Source organism: Rhizobacter sp. Root1221 (assembly GCF_001425785.1).
Lineage (GTDB): Bacteria > Pseudomonadota > Gammaproteobacteria > Burkholderiales > Burkholderiaceae_C > Rhizobacter.
Window position 1 is genome coordinate 103,543 of record NZ_LMDI01000005.1, and the last position, 19,526, is coordinate 123,068.

The following is a 19,526-nucleotide window of genomic DNA, read 5'->3' on the forward strand; positions in this document are numbered from 1 at the left end:
CATGCGTGAAGGAAGTTGCGGGTCATCGGCGGCTTCGAGGTGGAACTGTCACATCGGAAGCGCCATCATCCGCCTTTTTCCACGCCTTTCATGACTGCCGATCCCGTTGTTCACCTCGGCCGCCGCCGCTTGTTGCAAGGCGCCGCCGCCGCTGCGGTGTCGGGCGCCGTGCCCCTCGTGGGGCGGGCCCAGGCCCCGTCGCGCCCGGTGCGGGTCACCCAGCTGCTCGACACCTCGCTCGAACAGCAGGAGCTTTCCCGCGACTACTCGACCGGCGTGCGGCTGGCCTTCGCGGAACTCGCGCGCGCGGGCGTCCGGGTGCCTCACCTGACGTCGGTGGAGGTGGATGGCAGCACGGCTTCGCTGCAGGGCGCGTTGCAGGCGATCAAGGACGACACGTCGCAGGTGGCGCTGCTGGGCACCGCCGGTGAGCGGCTGGCGCTGGCGGCCGTCACCACGTCGAAGCAGGTCGGGCTCGACATCGCCCACCTCGCACCGTGGCTGGCCGACACCCGGTTCGATGCGGACGCGCACGTGCTGCCGCTGTTCGCGTCGCGCGAGGCGCAGATCCTGCACGCGATGCGCAGCCTGGCGTCCACCGGCGTGAACGAACTGGGGCTCATGTACCCCCATGGGGCTGCCGAGCGGGCGATGCATCCCGGCATCCTGCAGACCGCGGCCAAGCTCAACCTGCGCACCCAGGTGCACACCGTGCCGGCTGGCCGTGACATGGCCGCATTTGCCGCCCAGCTGCCGGCCAGCCTGCCGGCGGTCGTGCTGTTCCTCGGCGGCACGGTGGAACTGGCGCTGCTGACGCAGGGGCTGGGCCAGCGTGGCATGTCCCGCTACGTGGTGTCGCTGGCCGACGTGGACATCGCCGCATTGATGCAGCTCGGCCCGGGCAAGGGCGTGCCGCTCATCTTCACGCAGGTGGTGCCCAACCCGCAGTCGAGCGCGCTGCCCCTGGTGCGCGGCTACCGTTCGGCGTTGAAGGCCTACTACGAGGAGGCGCCGTCGCCCGTGAGCCTGGCCGGCTACATCGCCGGCCGGTACGCCGCGCAGGTGCTGGCCGGCACCTCGGCCAATGCCGGGCGGGCCACGGTGCTGGCCGACCTGTCGCGACGCCCGGCCGCGGACCTGGGCGGCGTGACCATCGACTTCTCGCGCGACCGCCGTGGGAGCAGCTTTGTGAACCAGATCATGTTGCAGGGGAATGGGCGGTTGATCGGGTGAGCGGGCAGGAGGGCGCTGGGAGCAACGTTTTGAACTCAATCACTTGGGCGAGGGGCGAAGCTGCGCGCAGAACATGCGCGCCAGGGCTTGGAACTCGATGCCGAGCCGCTGCCAGTTGCTGCGCGCCGTGTTGGTCGATGTTTCGAATCGACGCGCTCCGGCAGCACATTTCGGCGCAGCTTCACACGGCCGTGCATGCGTGGCTCGAAAGAGCTTGGGCTGCTTTGCAGCGAAAGCGGTCGCAGGTCGAACCACTATGATTTAGGAGCTGGTCAACTTGGGGGCGCAGGTGAGTGAGTCCGATTCGTTCGTTCAGGGGAATGTCTTCTACGGCTCCACCAAGGAAGATTTGGCTCAAATTCTGAGCGCGGCGGGCATTCCGGTCGTCGTGGGCCCATGGAAGCTGACCCTGTTCGAACCCATTGCTCGCTTCCATCTGCGATACGTGGGAAACATAGCGCCGGAGTCTCCATTCACTGTCGACGCAAGCGGCTATGGAATCCCTCTCGGCACGGTCGAGGACTGGTGCACCCGGTTGGCCTCCTGCTTAGACAAGCAAGCCATCGCATACGACTACGGGCACTTCGACGCGCAGCAGGATGTCATTCGCGAGTACACGTCGCAGAATTCCCATTGAACCGACGCACGCCTGCTTTCAGCCTTAAGCGTACGCCGGTCGCGGAACACTGGGCCGGGGAGTTGCGACGGTTCATACGACGTGGGAGCGTGATGTGCGAATCTTGGTGACAGGTCCTTCAGGATCAGGGCAGACTGTCGTCGCCAGAAAACTGAGTGCTCGGCTTGGCTGCGTACTCCTGGACACCGACGACCACTACTGGGTGAAGACAGAGCCGCCCTTCACCCAGCAACGATCACCGCCCGACCGGCACGATCTCTTGCTGGCCGATGTCCAGCGTAACGGCCGACTTGCACTTGCGGGTTCAATCGTGAACGGGGGGGCGCTTTGGGTAGTTCGAGCCCCCGGCAGCCAAGTCCGCGGGCGGGCTCTCCAGGCAGAGTGCGCCCATTCGTTGACGGCGGCCGTTCCATCCGCAACGGAACTGCCGACACCGATCACGGCGCCATCATGCCTTCACCGTGGCAATCTCATCCAGCCGCGTCGTGTACCTCGGCGACCTGCGCTGCTGCTTCGCCGCATGGCGCCCCGCCCCCTGCTCCCGTTGCAACCCGCTCGCCACGCCCACGGCACCTAGGCCGAATCGCAGGTTCAACGCGTCCACGGCGCTCATGAGCCGTGCGTTCGTTGTCTTCGCCCTCGTTGTCGCCTCGGTCGACAGCTCCGACAGCTCCGACGGCCCGCTGGGCTCGGCGAACAGGTCCAGCTCCCCCTGCGTTTGAACCTCGTCGCGCAGGTCCATCAGCATCACGCCCGCTTTGACATAGTTGTGTCCCGGTCGGTACATGCCCTCCAGTGCCCGCAGCGCCGCAGCGATGAGGGCCCTCGTGTCGGACGTAGGTCGTACCAAGGGCATCGTGACGCTCGGGCTGTGCTGGGCGTCTTGCCGGCGGTACGGGCTGGTGGTGATGAACACGCGCACGGCGGCGGCCAAGCTGTGCTGGACGCGCAGCTTGGCCGCCACGCGGGTGGTGAAGCCGCTGACGATTTCGCTGAGGGCGGTGAGGTCGGTGGCGGGTTCGCCGAACGAGCGTGACGCCATGATCTGCTGGTTGGGTGCGGGCGCATCGTCGACGTCGAGGCACGAGGTGCCGCGCAGTTCGAGGACCGTTTTCTCGAGCAGCACGTTGAACTGGCGGCGCAGGGAGGCGACGTCGGCGTTGACCAGGTCGAGCACGGTGCGCACATTGCCCTCGTTCAGGCGGGCGGTGGTTTTTCGGCCCACGCCCCACACGCTGCCCACGTCGGTGCGGCGCAGGATGTCGTCGAGCTCGCGCGGGGTCATGTTCCCGAAGTTGCAGACGCGGGCCACGTGCGCGGGGTAGGTGCCGGGCTTGCGGTCTTCTGTCTTGGCCACGTGGTTGGCCAGCTTGGCCAGGGTCTTGGTGGGACCGAAGCCCACGCTGGTGGGCAGGCCGGTGCACTGCAGCACGGTGGCCCGCAGGTGGCGGCCGGTGTCGACCAGGTCGCCGCGAACGCCGTCGAAATCGAGGAAGCATTCGTCGATGCTGTAGATTTCCTGGCGCGGCGCGTACTGCGCCGCCAGCGCCATCATGCGGCTGGACATGTCGCCGTAGAGCTCGAAGTTGGCCGACTGCGCGATGAGCCCGGCCGTGCGTTCCAGGTGGCGCACTTCGAACCAGGGTTGCGCCATCTTCACGCCCAGGTCCTTGGCTTCGTTGCTGCGTGCAATGCAGGCACCGTCATTGCTGGACAGCACCACCACGGGCCGGCCGATCAGCGAGGGCTTGAACGCGCGCTCGCAGCTGACGTACATGTTGTTGACGTCGACGAGGGCGAACATGCTCGTCACCTCACACCCGCAGCGACTTCATCACGGTGGTGACCACGCCCCACAGCTGGAACTCGTCGCCGTCGCGAGGGTGGACCGCGGCCACGGCCGGGTCGGCGGCGCAGAGGGTGAGTGCGCCGCCTTGCCACACCAGACGGCGGCACATGAATTCCTGATCCACCACGGCGATGACCACGTGGCCATGGGCGGGGGTGATGGCCCGGTCGACCAGCACGATGTCGCCGTCGTCGAGGCCGGCGTCGCGCATGGCGGTGCCGGCCACGCGCATCATGTAGGTGGCCTGCGGGTTCCTGATGAAGATGTCGTTCAGGTCCAGGCGCGTGACGCCGGATTCAGTGGCAGGCGAGCCAAAACTGATGGCCACGCTGGTGCGCAACGGCTGCGCGGCGGTGGTGGTGTCGCGCCCGACGCGGGCGGCCCGAGGCTCCGATGGATCGTCCATGCCCGTCTACTCCCGCGGCAGGGTGGAGGTGGCATGCGCTGCCCGACGCGGCCGGACCTGCGGATGCACATCAATGCCGAGGTTGAGCTCTGGCGGCAAGGAGGCGGTCATCGGATGGCTCGGCAGCGGCGGGGCATTCAACTGTATATAAATACAGCGCGACGGTCCACCGAAAAGATGCGGGCGCGCGGCCGGTACGAGTCCGGGGCCGCCGATGATCTGCCGGCGACACGTGTTCAGTTGCTACGCCAGACACAACCGCACCGACGTCGCCCATTGAGCCACGCCGTCGCGGCGGCTACATCAGCTGGCGCGGTAACTGCCGTGATCGCTCCCAGCCTGACCCGTCGGGCGGCCACAGGCCATGGCGGCAACGCTTGACCTGAAGATGGGCTGATGGGGAAGGACGACGGGGCAGACCTGGAGGGCCGCAGGCTATCTCGCGCTCTTGTCTGCAATCTCGTCCAGCATGATTTGGTACAGGATGCGCGCGCTGAGCTTCAGGTCTTCGATCGGCGCCCCCTCCTCCAAGCCGTGGTAATTGACCGGTGGCCCGAACGCCAGGGTGAAGAGCGGGCCGGCCGCCACGAGATTGACCTGCCCTTTCGCATCAGTGCCCCCGCCGATGGCCGCCAACGGCATCGGCGCGCCCACCGCCCGCTCATAGGCGCCGCTGATCCGTTGAAACCGCGGGCTCTGGGGGTCGCGCACGTCGGGCGAAGCAGCATTCACCGTTGTCACCGTGACCGCCTGACCCGGCCGCTCCTGCTGAAAGCGGCTGACGAGTTGCCCGAAGACATCGGGAAAGACGCTGGTGTCTGGCAACTGCCCCTCGGTCTTGCCGTCCCACGCCACGCCGTGGTGGCCGAGGGCATAGCGGATGTCGATCCTGAGCGCCACGTCTTGCGGGCTGGTCGTGACGCGCGTCAGCGCGTAGGTCGTCCCGTTGCCTTGCTCGAAGACCTGATCGTGGCGTTCGAGCAGGTCGGGATGCTTCTCGCCGAAGACCATCGTGCCCCAACCCCAGGTCATGAACTGCAGCATCCGCCCGACGCCGTTCGGCGCGAGCGTCCCGTCGTCCACCAGGTGAGCGAGGAAGTTCGCGAGCGAGACGACCGGACTCGCCCCCGTCTCGCGGTTTTCATTCGGCACCGACCCGTGTTGCGCGCCGATGACCTTGGTGGTCAGGACCACCGCCTTGGCGTCGCGCGAAACCTCGAGCGGCGCACGCCGATACTGCGGATCATCGAAGCCGTGTTGCTGGTAGAGATCGGCGACGTTGGCCGCCAGGCGGTCGAGCGCGGCCTCATCGTCGCCGTTGATGCGCGCGGTCACCGTGTCCGGGATCTGATTGGTGGCCCCGGGGGCGCTGTCGAAGGCCTCGATGAACATGCCGCTGCTCGGCGCTGCGCCGAGCGGGACGGTGAAGACCGGCCGCTCGATCCCCTTCTCGGCGCGAACCGTCCAGACCGCGTCGAAGACAATGCCGAAATCGGGCGCGCCGACCTCCTGAAAGTAGTACGCGGTCGAGAAGTCGGTCTCCTCGGAGGTGTCGAAGATCAGTTCGATCGTCAGCCCGTCGAGTGCGTTGGTTCCGTCGTAGAGGTTCGCCAGCGCCCGCATCACGATGAACCCGAGGACGGCTGGGCCCTTGTCATCCACCGCCCCTCGGCCCACCAGGAAAGGCTGGGCCGCGCCGCGGTGGTCGCGCGTTTCGACACGCGGCTCGAAAGGCCGCCAATCCGCATTGCCGGGGGGCACCGTGTCCAGGTGCGCCAGGATCGCGACCTTTTTCGGCCCGCTGCCGAGACGGAACCCGAACACCCATTGGGTCTGGGACGGGCCCGCCCGGCGCCACTCGAACGGCTCGAGCTTGAGGGTGCGCTGCCCCCGATTGAACTCGTCGGCAAGCCCCATCAGGTAGCCTCGCGCGCTCGCCAGATTGTCAACCACCCGCTGCTCGCTTTGCGGGTCTTCCGTGCGGTACGTCTGCAGCGTGATGAGGTGGCTCGTCTCGGAGACGAATTGCTGCGACAGCATCCGCTCCAGGGACGGGCGGATGTCGTCGCCATCCGAACTGCCGCAGCCAGCGACGAGCACAAGGGCAGCGACAGCCAAGCGAGCGTGACGCACAAGGTCGCCGTTCATGCAACGAAGCATAGAGAAACCTCCGGAGTGTTCACGTCACGGGCTGATGGCGCTTTCATCGACGGCGGTCGATGAATCGCCGGGCACTGAGGGCCAAGTCTCTAGTTTGCAGTTCAAACTTCAGGCCTGACCCTAAAGACCGTGACGACATCGCGGGCGCTCCATTCGAACCCGCCATGGACGAGCACGCCAGGCCCGTACGCTCAACTGCCACATAGCGCGCGCAGGCTGTGCAGCGGCGGCACCCACCAACCGATGCCGATCGCCAAGCCGCACAGCGCCAGTACCGCGGCCGCCGGCAGTGCGATCCGCGCGCCCCAGACGGCGTGTTTCTGGATCGCCATCAACAGGGCCAGTGCCAGGATCCAGGCGAGGTCGTGGGCCCCGACGACGAACATCACGACGATCATCGGCAGGCAGCACCCGACACAGCTCGCGCCGTAGTGCAGCCCGGCGGCCAGCGCTTCGCGACGCGACGAGCCCGTGCCGTGCACGTGCTGCGCCAGGATCGCGAACGGCCGCGCGCATGCGCGCTGGCAGGCGTTTGCAAGTGGGCTCAGCTGGTACGCCGCCGCAGCGACGAGGCTCGCCCCGGCCAGCTGTTCGGCACGGCCCGGCGCGAACGCGTCGAGCAACTCGCCGGCGGCCCACAGGGCCGAGCATTCGATCGCGCCGATCGCCAACCAGACCGCCGTGAAGCCCAGGCCCGCCATCGTGCTGGCCGTTTCGCCGCCGACGCGAAGGGCTGCCAGCAAGAAGGGCAGCGACGTGGGCAGCATCATGGCGCCCGTCATCAGGGTCCACGCGGCCAGGAAGAGCGCAACCCATGCGGGCAGGCTGGCCTGCGCGGGCCGCACCCCATGGCTCCACCAGGCACCGGCATCGCCCATGGCCAGCAACAGCAGCGAAGCTGCCGCCACGCCCATTACCGCCAGCGCGATGCCGGCCGGCGCAGCCAGGCCGAAGGGCAGCCGAGCGGCAACGCGGCTCATCTTTCGTCAGGCGCGTGCCGGTAGGCGAAGCGGCCCCGCATCGCGCTGCGCCCCCGCAAGTCCAGCTGGATGCCGAGGCGGGGCACGTCGATGCGCACGTGCTGCGATTCACCCACCTCGGCCGGCGTGCCGAGCACGGTCGACAGCTTGGCACCCGACAACATCGTCAGCTCACCGTTCGCACCGGTGAGTGACTCGGTGTCCGCGGTGATCCGCTGCCCAACGCTGAGCGTGGCGCGCCGCGCCTTGAACTCGACTTCGATCGGCGCCCGCTCGACCCCGACCAGCTCACCCAGCAGCCGGCCCAGCTCGCCCAGCGGTCCGCCATGCAAGCCGCTGAATGCTCCGCCCAGCACACGCGCCTGGTCGTCGCTCGCGTCCTCGCTCACGTACAGCTGCACCTGCTGTTGCGCATCCTTGCGGTGGCCGCTGTGCGTCGACACGCTCACCGCGATGTGCCCGCCGACATCGACACCGTCGATTTGGCCGGATTCGATAACCCAGGCGAAGACGCCGGTGCAGACGTCTTCGTCCGGCGCGCGGCCGGTCCAGCAGGGGCAGATCGTGAAGCAATCGCAGACCTCGAGGAAGTCGCCCTGCAGCGCGTACGGGGCTACACGCTCCACCGGCGGATCGAGGCCGTCACCATGCCCGTGGTCGAGGTCTGGTTCACCACCAGCTCCGACACCTCCGCCACCATGCCCACCCCCGCCATGTCCGCCCTGGTCACCAGGACCATGCGGCTCCATCGAGTAAGGCCGCCGCCGCGGCGGCACGGCTACATCGAGCGCCTGGCGCTGGATGCGGCGAATCTCCTCGGGCAGCAGGCGCCGTCCATCGCGAAGGATCTCGCGCAGCCATTCCCACCACTGGGCGTCTCGCCAAGGCCGCAGCGAACGGCCGCTGCCCTTGCAGATCTGGATGAACCGGCCGACGCTCGGCCGGCCGCTCGACGCAATCACGAACAACAGGTAGTACCCGACGATCGCGACATTCGGTTCCGCAGGCACCCGCGCCACCAGGGTATCGCCCTTGTCGCGCTTGAACTCGAGCGTGATGTGCCGCTGGTCGGGATTGAAGTTGTGCGTCACCGTGCCGCAGCGAACGATGACCACCTTCTTGATGTCGGCCGCATCGGGGGTCGTGATCTCGACATCCTCGCCGTGGCATGCCGACGGTGCCGCGTCGCTGATCGACGGCCGGCGGCCACAGAAGTACCAGGGCTCGAAAATCTCGATCCGCAGTTCGCGGTTGGCAATCCCGGATCTGGCATTGAAATTCGAGCCCGCGACCCAGACCGCGCCGCTGGGCATCAGCAGCGCAGTGCTGTGGTAGCCGCGAACGACCGCAGACGCCGGCAGCACCCGCCAGTTGCCACTCGCGGGATCGTAGGTTTCCGGCGCGCGCACACCGGTGGCATCGTTGTTGCCAGCCTTGAGCCCGCCTTCGATGAAGATTTCGCCGGTGGGCAGGATGATCGAGTCGGCGTTCTCGCGCACCGGGTTGACGTCGCCGCTCGTGGGGTGGTCGAACATGGCCCGCGGCGCGGCGGCCCACCCACCAGCGACATTGCCGAGGTCGAGGATGAAGGGGGTCGAGCCGCCCGCCTGCATCACCCGCGCGCGGTAGCCGTCGCCCGGAGCGAGCGGCAGCATCACCGAGGTGGTGTCCTGCGCGAAGCCGTTGTCGTAGATTCCCTCGGGCGGCGGGGCGATCACGTCGTCCCAGTCGTTGGCGTCGGCGTACGGATGCCAGGCCTCGAGCCGCCCGTTGGACATCGGCGACATCGAGATCACCCTGCCGTCGGGCAGCACGTGCAGTCGCGGGTATTCGTAGCGTCGCGCCGCCACCGAATCGATGTTGGCGTAGTCGTTTGGCCCGACGATGGCCCACGCACCGGTCGCCGGGTCGTACAACTCCAGCGAGTTGTTGTTGTGGCGCGAGTCGTCGATCTCCGGATGGCCCGACAGCGCCAGCACGCGCCCGTCGGGCAGCGTGACCAGGGTCGGGTACCACTTGCCGCCGGTCTTCTCGATGTCCTTGCCGGCAGCCACCTCACCGGCGCGCTGGGTCACGAGCTTGCCGGTGGCATGCCATGAATCGTCGGCGGGGTCGAACAGATAGGCGTCACGCAGGCCGATGAAATGCCCCGCCGGATGGATGCCACCGCCGCCCCACTTGCGCGTGCCACCCGCGGCAAGGATGCGCCCGTCAGCGAGCTGCGCATGGCCGGCACAGAACAGGTCGCTGTTGCCGGGCAGCCCGGTCACCGTGGTGATGGCTTCCGTCGTGCAGTCGAACAGGCGGGTGTGGTCCACGTCGCCCGAGCTGTTGAGGCCGCTGTCGTGCTGGTCGCCGCCGAAGTAGACGATCTTGCCGGTGTGCAGCAACGCGGCATGCACCGCGAGGATGCCGGCCGCATTGCTGCCGCCGACCTGCCGCCAGCGGCCCAGGAACTCCTGCACGATGACCGCCTTGCTCATGGGCGAGATGTGCTGGCACAGCCGCTGCTGCGCCGTGACCGAATCGCCCACCTTGAGCGGAGCGCTGACACCTACGGAGAGATCGGTGCCGCCGCCCACGCCGCTGCCCGCGAAGATGCCGTTCACGTAGACATCCACCCGCGCGCCGGGCACCACGTTGGCCAACCGGACCCTCGCCTCGCACGAGAACAGCGGATCGACGACCTTGGGCGCGGGCAGCCGCTCGATCACGCCGACCACGGCGACATTCGACTTCGAACTCACCAGGCCGCAGCCGCGCTGCACCGCGTAGATCTTGTCGCCCTTGATGAGCAGCGGCGCCACCGGGACATCGACCTGCGCGGCATCGGCGGTGAGCTCGCCGATCGGCGCGCCCAGCATGCTCGAGTAGACGTACACGCGCGCGCCGATGTGCACGTTCGACACCCGCACCGCGGCACCGCATTCGTACAACGGCTCGTGCACCTTGGGAGTGGGCAGCTTGGACGGCGCCTTGTCGACGAGGACGCCAGCGCCGGGCGAGCTCCACTCGCCACATAACTCCTGCTGCGCCGTGATCCTCGTGCCGCCGACGAGCGGTGGCACCAGGAAGTCGTAGGTGCCGTCGACCGGCGCCTCGGCTTGGCCCAGCACAACGCCATCGGCCAGGATCTGCACCCGCGCGCCCATCACCAACCCATTGAGCACAACCGTGGTGTTGCCCTCGCATAGCGGCGGCACCACGTTGGCCACCGGCACCGGCGTGTTGTCCTGCACCGTGACCGGCGTGGCATCGGCGCTCTTGATCTTGCAGCGGCCGCGCAACTCCTGGCGCGCGCTGATGGTCTCGCCCAGCACCAGCGGCGGATTCACGCCCATCCACAGCGAATCGAGATCGAAGCAGGCCTGCAGGTTCGGGCCTGCGCTGCGCATCAGCGTGACCAGCGCGCCGTGCAGGATGTTGCTGATCGTCACGCGCCGCTCGCATTCGCGCAGCGGCACCTCCACGACCGGGGTCGGAAGCGTTCGCAGTCTCTCGACGAGGACGTCGACCGGCGGCCCGTTGGTCGTGCTGCCAGGCATGCCGCAGGCTGTCTGCTGCGCGTTGATCGCCATGCCGGCGGCCAGCGGCGTCGGCAGGTGGAAGCGTGCGTTGCCGTCGTAGCTCTCGCCACTGCCTAGCACCGTGCCGCCGTCGCGCAACTCGACCTTGGCGCCGGGCACCAGGCCCTCGAGCCAGACGCACTCGCCGCACTGGTTCAAGTGGCTGCGGAATCCGACGCCGCCGACCACCGGCGGCTTGGCCTGCACCTGCACCGACTCAGGCGATGCCACGCTGGTGTCCAGACCGAGCGTCTGTGTCGCCGTAACCTGTTGACCCGGCCCGAGCGGCATGCTCAAGACGAAGGTCTGATCAGGCCAGTTGGCCAGGCCCGATCCGACCGGCAACCCGTCGGCGAAGATCGTCACAGTCGATCCAGTCAGTTGCCCCTGCACGCGGACACTTCCGCTGCACTCCGACAGGGGGCCGATCACTCGCGGAGGAAGTAGTGCCATGGCGAACTCCGGGCCGAGCTCAGAACAGATCGGACAGTAGCCATCGCTGGCGCCACGCACATCCTCAAGATCAATGACGCCAACGTCAGCATTCGAGTCCGCCATCGGCCGGCGCAATGCGGTAACCAAACAACCCGATGCACTCAGCCTGTCGCACTTGCGCCGATGAGCTGAGCGACCGGGATGCAGCGTGTCCGGTCCGTCGCTGGTCGCAGCCCAGCTCACGGTCCCGGCGCAACTGCTGTCATTGAACCCACCTGGTCTGCGTCGGCGCTCAGCCCGCACCGCCCACGCCCTGTCCATCGACTGCTGCTCGCGGCGCCGAACTCTCGCATCCGACCCTCAAGAGACTACATCGTCCTGATCTCGATGCCGCAAAGCTGCCGGTCGAGCGCGAACACAGGCACCTGAAGGAGGCCCTGCATCGGAGGGCACACGTCACCCTGTGCGCTGCTGGTCCTGCAGCCGCTGCTTCTCGTAGAGCTTCTGGTGATGGGGATAGGTGTTCCTGAAGCAGCCCGGGTCCATGTCGTGGATGTGGACGACGAAGTGCGGATAACGGCCGCAGAGCTCGTCCTGGTAGTGCGGGAAGTACGCGCTCCAGTGATCGAACTCCTCTTTGTCTCCTGCAACGAACTGCGCGTACCACGCGGAATAGGTGTACTGGGAGGTCAGCTGCTCGAACCGGTCCTTCGTCTTGTCCGTGGCTTCCCACTGGTTCAGCGCGGGGTCGCCCTTCACCAGGGCGTCCGCATCGCTCACCTGCGCCTTGCGCACACGGATCTTGATGCGTTCGGGCACCGGCTCGGGTTCGCCCAGGGCCACGCCGCTTTGCTGCACGCCCTTGGCGCCCCTGATCTTCTCGATGAACTCGACGACGTAGCCGCTTCTCTGCAGGGCCTCGATCTGCGTGGCCGCGCGACGGGCGCCGTCCTCCCCGCGCGTCTCGATGATGAGCAGCACCTGCGTCGCCTGCTTCTGGAACGCGGCGTTGCATGCCGCCAGCGTGCTGCCCAGCGTGAGCTGTTCGGTGCCGGTGACGAGGTTGGTGAGGGTGACAGTGTCCGGCCGCACCAGCGAGTTGCGGCGCATCCGCTTGTGCGTGCGGGACGGCGTGAGCCGCTTGTCCGCGTTCATGATCATTACCTTGGCGAGCGCGCGGTGATGCAGGCTGTAGCGCTGGCTGCCGGCGCCGTTGTAGATCTCCTGCAGCTCGGTCGGCGGCCGGTTCGCGAAGGCGATCGCTTCCTCCAGCGGAATCATCATGCGGCCCGCGAGCATCTGCCCGGCGGGCTGGTCCAGGGCGTTCTTCCGCTCGGCCCGCTGGCCGGTGAGCCTCTCGACCGACGTGTCCTTGACCGCGGCCAGCCACTCGGCGAATTCGCGCATGGTGCCCATGATGGCATCGCTCTCTTCCTGCTCGATCGCCTCCGGGGTCGCGGTCTCGTCGCGCAGGATGGTGCAGGTGACGTCGAAATCGTCGTGGGTGAAGAGTGGCCGCAATTGCTCGCGGGCCTTCGTCAGGTAGTCGGTCACGCCGACCTTCAGCGCCGCATCGTACTGGCGCAACTCGACCACCGGAATGGTGCCGGCATCCTTGCATCGCCGGGCGTAGTCGATGATCTCGGCCGCATACCGCTGGATGTCGTAGGTCCCTGCGAACTGGACCGTGGCGAGCTGGAACGGCGGGGCGAGATAGCGCTTGTCGCCCTCGCCGCGCGGGGGCGCATCGACGAAGCGGATGCGCTGCGCAACGTCGCCGGCGGCCGCTCGCTGCGCGGGGGCCTCGGCCCGGGCCGGGGCGTCCTCCTCCTCGACGAGCCCCGCGCCCTGCAGCACTGCCTGGCCTCCCATTGCGTCCGCTTCTTGTTCCAGGCCCGCGTCGTCGTTCACCTTCGTTCCGGCGACCCTCGCCGTCTCGGCGACCCGGCCCTGCCGCTGCTGCACCACGTGCCAGGCTTCGTGCGGCAGGTGCTTTTCCTGTCCCGGGCCGAGGTGAATGTCATTGCCCTGAGCATAGGCCAGCGCATTCAACTGGGCGGGCTTGTCGGAGTTGGCATGGACCCTGACCGACGACAGGTCCATGCCCGAGAGGGATTCGATCCCCGCCTTCAACGCATCCGGCATGCCGGTGTGATTGGGCGTGGACTTGGGTTGCAGCGGTTCTTTCTCCTCCAGACCGCCCTGGAGCTGCGCTGTCGCCAATCTGCCTTGCAGCGGGATCTCTGCCTCGGGCACGAGGCGCTGCAGCGACTTCATCTGCAGTTCCTCCTCGGATGGGTCCGCCAACTGCGCCACCGTACCGAACGCACTGGCGACACTCTGACGCTGCGCACTCATGCGCTGACTCAAGTGCAATTGCGTGGCGACGGTACCGCTCGACCCGTGCTGGCGCTCCGTAGCGGCGTCCCCTGCAGTCGAGATGGAATGACGTGCGGTGTGGGTTTTCATATGCGCTCCGTGGCTGCTCGAAGATCGACCGGGATGTCGCGAGAGGCTCAGATCCGCTGGCTTCATTGCTCGCCTCATTGCTCGAACTCTTTCAGGACGCGCGCCAGCGCCTCCTGATTCTTGAAGACAAACAAGTCTCGGTCAGCGTGGTGAGCACGACGCGAATGTCCGCTTCACTCTCCAGCAGTTGTCAATGCCGAAGCAGTGCTGGTCTACTGCGGCAGCATGAACTTTTTGAAGCGGCGCCCTCTCGTTTGACCTGGCTGCAGGTTCGTGCGACCTGGCATCGGAGTCTGATTGGTGGATTTTCATCTGGCGGCCCTCGTGACGTCACGATCGCTCATCTCGTGTGTCCCTCACACCTTAGCGCCGCCCGATGCCAATTGCCATCGGTGCAATGCGGATTTCCCGCGTATGAATTTCTGGTGAGGCAAGGAGGGCAGACGGCCAAGGAGTACCAGGGGGCTCGGGTGTTGCCTTGGACGTTGGTTGGCGACGATGTATGCCGGCGCTCTCCACGAACGACACTGAGTTGGAGGTTGACGCCGTTATGTCGGGGCACGCCATCGGTTTGCTCTCCGGCTTTTCGGTCGCACCCCACATCAGAGCCGGGCGACTGCTCCCGCTGTTGGCGAAACATGCGACGAAGCACCTCGGTGTGCACGTGTACTACGGAAGCCGCACGTCGCAGCCGGCTCGCGTGCGAGGGTTTATCGACCTGGCCGTTGATCGTGTCGCGCATGCAGACCGCTTCGTAATGAGCGACAGGGAGCTCGCTGCCGGCGAGGCAAAGGCGCGAAAGATTGCAGGCGCCCGTAGCCTTCCCGAAAGCTGACGCTCGCGACTGGCCGGTCCTGGCCGCCAGTGTGAGTACGAGGCGGCGCCAGGAAGTTGACGCTCAAGGCTTGAGCACCGTTGGCGAAGGTCAGCTATCTGGCTCCAGCCTACAGAAGCGTCGAAGGCTGGCGGAGCCCTTCATAATTCAGACCTGCCCCCGCTTGTTCGAGATGCCTACCTTTCGTCATGGATAAATTCTTGCTGCAGCAGCAGGTGCTGGAACGGCTCGCCGAAGACCTGCTGCAAGCCGAACAGGCAGTGCGGGCGGCCCATGAAACGGCGACTCACGAAGAAAACATCGCCGAAAACAAGTACGACACATTGGGACTCGAAGCCGCCTACCTGGCCATCGGCCAAGCTCGTCGCGCCGAAGCCATCCGCCAGGCGATGGCTAATTGGCGCCAATTCCGCCCGCGCCCCTACGACGCCAGCAAAGGTATACAGCTCGGCGCGCTGGTCTGCTTAGTCGATTCCGACGACAAGCAGCAACAGATCTTTCTCGGCCCGGATGGGGGCAGCATGAAGTTGGTCAGCGGCGCTCAGCTCGTTCAGGTCATCAGCAGCGAAGCCCCTTTGGGCAGGGCCATGCTGGGTAAATGCGAGGGTGACGAGGTGTCGATACAGGTCGCTCCAATCCGACAGCAGTTTGAGGTACTGCGGGTTCATTAAGCGGCCAGCAAGTTCATGTCGAATTGGCCGAGGTCAGCAGACGTTCAAGCGTCATGAACGTACCGGCTGGCTGGCAAGGTCAGCAGTACGTTGAAACCGGCCACTGGGTCCGAGATGTCACTGGCGCATGAATGACCGCTGTGTGGCCGTGAACTCAGGGGGCCGACATCACCGGCAGCAACCGCTGCACTGCTGTCGCTGAGCTGGACGCCGCGAGCGGCTGCAAGGGGGCATTCCCGCCAAGCTCGCTGAAATGCACGCCTCGATCAACACGAATCGAAACCGTGACCTCCACGCCGCGCAGCATTCAGCCTCAGTTCAACACTGTGACCTGAAGAGATCAAAACAGGGCGATGAGCGTCGACCATGCCGCCCAGCGGCCAGCAAGAGGCCGGAGTACAGTCCCCCCGATGCCGATCATCGACTGCCACGCCCACGTCTTCGATCCCGCCCGTTTCCCTTATGGGGCCGACACGTTCTACCGCCCGGCCGGCGGTGAGGTCGCCACGGCCCGGCAGCTCGGCCACGTGCTCGACGCGCATGGGGTGGACCACGCACTGATCGTGGGCCCCGACTCGGACTACGGGCTCCGACCATCAGCTCAAGCCGCGGCCTCGCCCAGGTAAGCCGCGCGCACCTTCGGATCGTGCAGCAGCTGGGCCGCGGGGCCCTCGAGCGTGATGGCGCCCGACTCCATCACGTAGCCGCGCTGGCTCACCTCCAGCGCCAGCCGCGCGTTCTGCTCGATCAGCAGGATGGTCACGCCTTCTGACGCGATGGTGCGCACCAGCTCGAACACCTTCTCCACCATGAGCGGCGCAAGGCCCATCGAGGGTTCGTCCAGCAGCAGCAGGCGCGGCTTGGAGAGCATCGCGCGCCCCATCGCCAGCATCTGCTGCTCGCCACCCGACAGGGTGCCGGCCACCTGGCCGCGCCGCTCGGCGAGCCGGGGGAACAGGGAGAACACGCGTTCGATGTCGCGGCCGATCTGCACCTTGTCCTTGCGGGTGTAGGCGCCGACCACGAGGTTCTCCTCGATGGACAGCTGCCCGAAGATGCCGCGCCCTTCGGGAACCATCACGAGGTGTTCGCGCACCAGCTCGAACGGCCGCTTGCCGGCGATGGACCGCCCGGCATAGGTGACCTCGCCGCCAGCCACCGGCACCTGGCCGCAGATGGCGCGCAGCGTCGTGCTTTTGCCGGCGCCATTGGTGCCGATCAGGCAGACCAGCTCGCCCTCGCGCACGGTGAGGTTCGCGCCGCGCACGGCCTTGATGCCGCCATAGGCGACATGCAGGTCGCGCAGTTGCAGCAGCGGCGGGCCGGCGTCTTGGGATGGAGTGGTCATGGGGCGGTTCCCTGGGGGGCGGTGTGGGCGCCGTCGGCGGCCCCGGCGCCGAGGTAGGCTTCGATCACCGCCGGGTGGCGTTGCACGTCGGCCGGCACCCCCTCCGCAATCACCTTGCCGTATTCGAGCACCAGGAGGCGGTCGCACAGCCCCATCACCAGTTTCATGTCGTGTTCGATCAGCAGCACCGTCACGCCGTCGTCGCGGATGGTGCGGATCAACTGGCTGAGCGCGGCCGTCTCCGTGGCGTTCATGCCGGCCGCCGGTTCGTCCAGCGCCAGCAGCAGGGGGTCGGTGGCCAGCGCGCGGGCGATTTCGAGCCGGCGCTGGTCCCCGTACGGCAGCGAGCGCGCCTGCTCGTTGGCGCGGCGGCCGATGCCCACGTAGTTCAGCAGTTTCATCGCGCGCGCCGCGATGTCGCGTTCCTCCGCGCGGGCCGCCGGCGTCTTCAACATGCCGCCCCAGATGCCGGTCGACGTCCGCACGTGCCGGCCGATCATCACGTTCTCGAGCGCCGTCATGCTGCCGAACAGGCGGATGTTCTGGAACGTGCGGGCGAGGCCCCGCGCCGCGATGTCGCACGGCTTGAGGCCGCGCAGCGGGCGCTGGTCGAACAGGATCTCTCCGTCTTCCGGGGTGTAGAGGTTCGTCAGCACGTTGAAGAGGGTGGTCTTGCCAGCGCCATTGGGGCCGATCAAGCCGTAGATCTCGCCCTTGCGGATGCTGAACGTCACGTCCGACAAGGCCTGCAGCCCGCCGAACCGCTTGCCCAACCCGCGCGCATCGAGGAGTGCCGGTGCCGTGCTCATGCCTTGCTCCCCCCATCCTCTTCGAGCGCGGCCAGCTCGCGCTTTCTCACGGGGGAGGGCCACAGGCCCTCCGGGCGCCACAGCATCACGGCGACCATCGCGATGCCGAACAGCATCATCCGGATGGCTTCCGGGTCGAGCACCACGGCGCCGAACACGGCCTCCTGCAGCGGCACCACCAGGTGGCGAAGCACCTCGGGGAATACCGCCAGCAGGATGGCGCCGAAGACGACACCAGGCACGTGGCCCATGCCGCCCAGCACCACCATGCAGAGCACCGAGACCGACTCGAGCAGGCTGAAGCTTTCAGGGCTGATGTAGCGCTGCATCGAGGCAAACAGGCCACCAGCCAGCCCACCGAACGAGGCGCCCATGGCGAAGGCCATGAGCTTGATGTTGCGGGTGTTGATGCCCATGGCATTGGCGGCCACTTCGTCCTCGCGCACGGCCTCCCACGCCCGGCCCACGCGCGACGTCTGCAGGCGGATGCACAGCGCCATGATCACGAGGGCCAGCACCACCAGCAGGTAGTAGTACTTGTCCGGCCCGGTCAGCCGCCACGACACCGGCTCGGCGAGCAGGCCGAAGAAGTCGAACTGGAACGACTCGGTCTTGGCGAACGAGAAGCTGCCGATGGTCAGCGGGTCGATGCGGTTGATGCCCTGCGGCCCGTTCGTGATGTTGACGGGCGCATTCAGGTTCGTCATGAAGATGCGGACGATCTCGCCGAAGCCGAGTGTCACGATGGCGAGGTAGTCGCCGCGCAGCTTCAGCGTGGGCGCCCCGAGCAGCACGCCGAAGAGGCAGGCCACCGCCACGCCGGCGGGCAGGATCACCCAGAACGGCAGGTGCAGGCCGAAGTGGGGCGACGCCAGCAACGCCCACGTGTAGGCACCCACCGCATAGAACGCGATGTACCCGAGGTCGAGCAGGCCGGCGAAGCCCACCACGATGTTCAGGCCCAGCGCCAGCATCACGTACAGCAGCGCGAAGTTGACGAGGCGCACCCAGCCCTGGCCACCGCCGAGGCCCAGCACGTACGGCAGGAACATCAACGCCACGCCGACGAGCACCAGCCCCACGAGGCTGGCCCGCCGGGACGCGAGGAAGCGGCGGGGCCCGTCGACCTCGGGAGAGGCCTGCCCGTTCATGCGCGATCTCCCGAACGCTGGCCCACGAGGCCCGACGGCCGGAAGATCAGCACCAGCACGAGGACCACGAAGGCGAACACGTCCTGGTAGTGGCTGCCCAGCACGCCGCCGGTGAGGTCACCGCTGTAGCCGGACGCCATGGCCTCGATGATGCCGAGCAGCAGCCCGCCCAGCATCGCCCCGCCGAGGTTGCCGATCCCGCCCAGCACGGCGGCGGTGAAGGCCTTCAGGCCGAGGAGAAAACCCATGTAGTAATTGACGAGGCTGTACTGCACCGCCACCATCAACCCGGCCACGGCGGCCAGCGCCGAGCCGATCAGGAACGCGGCGGCGATCACGGTGTCGATGTTGATGCCCATCAGGCCCGCCACCTCGCGGTTCTGGGCCGTGGCCCGCATGGCGATGCCGAGGTTCGTGCGGTGAACCAGCGCGAGCAGCAGCGCCATGATGACCGCGGCGATCAGCACGATGGCGACCTGCACGCTGTCGACGCGCACGGCCCCCCAGGCGTACACCTGCGGTTCGAACAGCCGGGGAAAATTGAGGTGGCCGCGGCCCCAGATCATCATCGCCCCGTTCTGGAGGATGATGGACACCCCGATGGCCGTGATCAGCGCCGACAGGCGCGGCGCCTTGCGCAGCGGCCGGTAGGCGACCCGCTCGGCCGTCCACCCCACGCCCATGCAGACGGGGGCGGCCACCAGCAAGCTCAGCGCAAGCACCACGAGCGGCGCCATCTCGGGCGACTGCACCAACAGCGCGGTGGCCACCATCGTCGCTACCATCGCGCCGATCATCACCACCTCGCCATGCGCGAAGTTGATCAAGCCCACGATGCCGTACACCATGGTGTAGCCCAAGGCCACGAGGGCGTACACGCTGCCCAGCGTCACCCCGTTCACCAGCTGCTGAACCAGTTTTTCCATCGATTGCTTTCGAATGCGCGGGCCGGGCCGCGCGCCACGCGCCCCGGCGAC

The 19,526-nt window shown here is 67.1% G+C and carries 15 protein-coding genes; 5 read left to right on the forward strand and 10 right to left on the reverse strand.

All coding sequences use genetic code 11. The annotated features are described in order from the left end of the window. The first annotated feature begins 90 nt into the window (after positions 1 to 90). Together ASC87_RS05150 and ASC87_RS05155 are read left to right on the forward strand one after the other, a co-directional pair. Positions 91 to 1,233: an ABC transporter substrate-binding protein gene (locus ASC87_RS05150; protein WP_082568401.1), complete on the forward strand. Its 1,143-nt coding sequence runs from the start codon at positions 91 to 93 to the stop codon at positions 1,231 to 1,233. Positions 1,234 to 1,510: 277 nt separating this feature from the next. Then, positions 1,511 to 1,870: a hypothetical protein gene (locus tag ASC87_RS05155; RefSeq protein ID WP_056657735.1), complete on the forward strand. Its 360-nt coding sequence runs from the start codon at positions 1,511 to 1,513 to the stop codon at positions 1,868 to 1,870. A 448-nt stretch (positions 1,871 to 2,318) separates the two neighbouring features. Here ASC87_RS05155 and ASC87_RS05160 read toward each other — a convergent pair whose 3' ends face one another. The 6 genes from ASC87_RS05160 to ASC87_RS30590 form a co-directional block, all read right to left on the reverse strand. Further along, positions 2,319 to 3,674 (reverse strand): Y-family DNA polymerase, encoded by a 1,356-nt coding sequence (locus tag ASC87_RS05160; protein ID WP_056658108.1) that lies wholly within the window; start codon positions 3,672 to 3,674, stop codon positions 2,319 to 2,321. Positions 3,675 to 3,684: 10 nt separating this feature from the next. Next, positions 3,685 to 4,125: a LexA family transcriptional regulator gene (locus tag ASC87_RS05165; protein WP_082568402.1), complete on the reverse strand. Its 441-nt coding sequence runs from the start codon at positions 4,123 to 4,125 to the stop codon at positions 3,685 to 3,687. A 435-nt stretch (positions 4,126 to 4,560) separates the two neighbouring features. After that, the gene (locus ASC87_RS05170; RefSeq protein ID WP_082568403.1) at positions 4,561 to 6,273 is read right to left on the reverse strand and encodes a M20/M25/M40 family metallo-hydrolase; all 1,713 of its coding nucleotides are present in this window, start codon (positions 6,271 to 6,273) and stop codon (positions 4,561 to 4,563) included. Between the two features lie 203 nt (positions 6,274 to 6,476). Then, entirely contained in the window at positions 6,477 to 7,265 is a 789-nt protein-coding gene (locus ASC87_RS05175; RefSeq protein WP_056657738.1) for a DUF2182 domain-containing protein, read from the reverse strand. Beyond that, positions 7,262 to 11,197 carry a DUF1326 domain-containing protein gene (locus ASC87_RS05180; protein ID WP_056657741.1) on the reverse strand — a complete coding sequence of 1,312 codons (3,936 nt, stop codon included), beginning with the start codon at positions 11,195 to 11,197 and terminating at the stop codon, positions 7,262 to 7,264. Before ASC87_RS05180 ends, ASC87_RS05175 begins: the two co-directional genes overlap by 4 nt. 525 nt (positions 11,198 to 11,722) lie before the next feature. Beyond that, positions 11,723 to 13,735, reverse strand: a complete 2,013-nt coding sequence (locus ASC87_RS30590) for a DUF4157 domain-containing protein (protein WP_235582057.1) — start codon at positions 13,733 to 13,735, stop codon at positions 11,723 to 11,725. Between the two features lie 502 nt (positions 13,736 to 14,237). Here ASC87_RS30590 and ASC87_RS33055 point away from each other — a divergent pair. From ASC87_RS33055 to ASC87_RS05200, 3 genes are all read left to right on the forward strand, one after another. Further along, positions 14,238 to 14,570, forward strand: coding sequence for a LysR substrate-binding domain-containing protein (locus ASC87_RS33055; RefSeq protein WP_056657744.1), 333 nt, complete (start codon positions 14,238 to 14,240; stop codon positions 14,568 to 14,570). A 188-nt stretch (positions 14,571 to 14,758) separates the two neighbouring features. Beyond that, positions 14,759 to 15,241, forward strand: a complete 483-nt coding sequence (locus tag ASC87_RS05195; protein ID WP_056657748.1) for a GreA/GreB family elongation factor — start codon at positions 14,759 to 14,761, stop codon at positions 15,239 to 15,241. A 410-nt stretch (positions 15,242 to 15,651) separates the two neighbouring features. Beyond that, entirely contained in the window at positions 15,652 to 15,867 is a 216-nt protein-coding gene (locus tag ASC87_RS05200) for a hypothetical protein (RefSeq protein WP_056657750.1), read from the forward strand. Here ASC87_RS05200 and ASC87_RS05205 read toward each other — a convergent pair. The 4 genes from ASC87_RS05205 to ASC87_RS05220 are packed head-to-tail and all read right to left on the reverse strand — an operon-like array spanning position 15,843 to position 19,475. Next, positions 15,843 to 16,589, reverse strand: coding sequence for an ABC transporter ATP-binding protein (locus ASC87_RS05205; protein ID WP_056657754.1), 747 nt, complete (start codon positions 16,587 to 16,589; stop codon positions 15,843 to 15,845). The two genes, ASC87_RS05200 and ASC87_RS05205, sit on opposite strands and share 25 nt — an antisense overlap. Next, positions 16,586 to 17,398: an ABC transporter ATP-binding protein gene (locus tag ASC87_RS05210; RefSeq protein ID WP_056657756.1), complete on the reverse strand. Its 813-nt coding sequence runs from the start codon at positions 17,396 to 17,398 to the stop codon at positions 16,586 to 16,588. Before ASC87_RS05210 ends, ASC87_RS05205 begins: the two co-directional genes overlap by 4 nt. After that, complete coding sequence (locus ASC87_RS05215; protein ID WP_056657759.1) at positions 17,395 to 18,549, reverse strand: ABC transporter ATP-binding protein; 1,155 nt, start codon at positions 18,547 to 18,549, stop codon at positions 17,395 to 17,397. Before ASC87_RS05215 ends, ASC87_RS05210 begins: the two co-directional genes overlap by 4 nt. Further along, positions 18,546 to 19,475 (reverse strand): branched-chain amino acid ABC transporter permease, encoded by a 930-nt coding sequence (locus ASC87_RS05220; RefSeq protein WP_056657762.1) that lies wholly within the window; start codon positions 19,473 to 19,475, stop codon positions 18,546 to 18,548. The genes ASC87_RS05215 and ASC87_RS05220 overlap by 4 nt, the downstream gene beginning before the upstream one ends. Positions 19,476 to 19,526 lie beyond the last annotated feature (51 nt).

Bases quoted from the DNA above. Each gene is read 5' to 3' on its own strand.
- ASC87_RS05150 (WP_082568401.1), top strand. From the start codon at position 91: ATGACTGCCGATCCCGTTGTTCACCTCGGCCGCCGCCGCTTGTTGCAA.
- ASC87_RS05160 (WP_056658108.1), bottom strand. From the start codon at position 3,674: ATGTTCGCCCTCGTCGACGTCAACAACATGTACGTCAGCTGCGAGCGC.
- ASC87_RS05165 (WP_082568402.1), bottom strand. From the start codon at position 4,125: ATGGACGATCCATCGGAGCCTCGGGCCGCCCGCGTCGGGCGCGACACC.
- ASC87_RS05170 (WP_082568403.1), bottom strand. From the start codon at position 6,273: ATGAACGGCGACCTTGTGCGTCACGCTCGCTTGGCTGTCGCTGCCCTT.
- ASC87_RS05175 (WP_056657738.1), bottom strand. From the start codon at position 7,265: ATGAGCCGCGTTGCCGCTCGGCTGCCCTTCGGCCTGGCTGCGCCGGCC.
- ASC87_RS30590 (WP_235582057.1), bottom strand. From the start codon at position 13,735: ATGAAAACCCACACCGCACGTCATTCCATCTCGACTGCAGGGGACGCC.
- ASC87_RS33055 (WP_056657744.1), top strand. From the start codon at position 14,238: ATGCCGGCGCTCTCCACGAACGACACTGAGTTGGAGGTTGACGCCGTT.
- ASC87_RS05195 (WP_056657748.1), top strand. From the start codon at position 14,759: ATGGATAAATTCTTGCTGCAGCAGCAGGTGCTGGAACGGCTCGCCGAA.
- ASC87_RS05200 (WP_056657750.1), top strand. From the start codon at position 15,652: ATGCCGATCATCGACTGCCACGCCCACGTCTTCGATCCCGCCCGTTTC.
- ASC87_RS05205 (WP_056657754.1), bottom strand. From the start codon at position 16,589: ATGACCACTCCATCCCAAGACGCCGGCCCGCCGCTGCTGCAACTGCGC.
- ASC87_RS05210 (WP_056657756.1), bottom strand. From the start codon at position 17,398: ATGAGCACGGCACCGGCACTCCTCGATGCGCGCGGGTTGGGCAAGCGG.
- ASC87_RS05215 (WP_056657759.1), bottom strand. From the start codon at position 18,549: ATGAACGGGCAGGCCTCTCCCGAGGTCGACGGGCCCCGCCGCTTCCTC.
- ASC87_RS05220 (WP_056657762.1), bottom strand. From the start codon at position 19,475: ATGGAAAAACTGGTTCAGCAGCTGGTGAACGGGGTGACGCTGGGCAGC.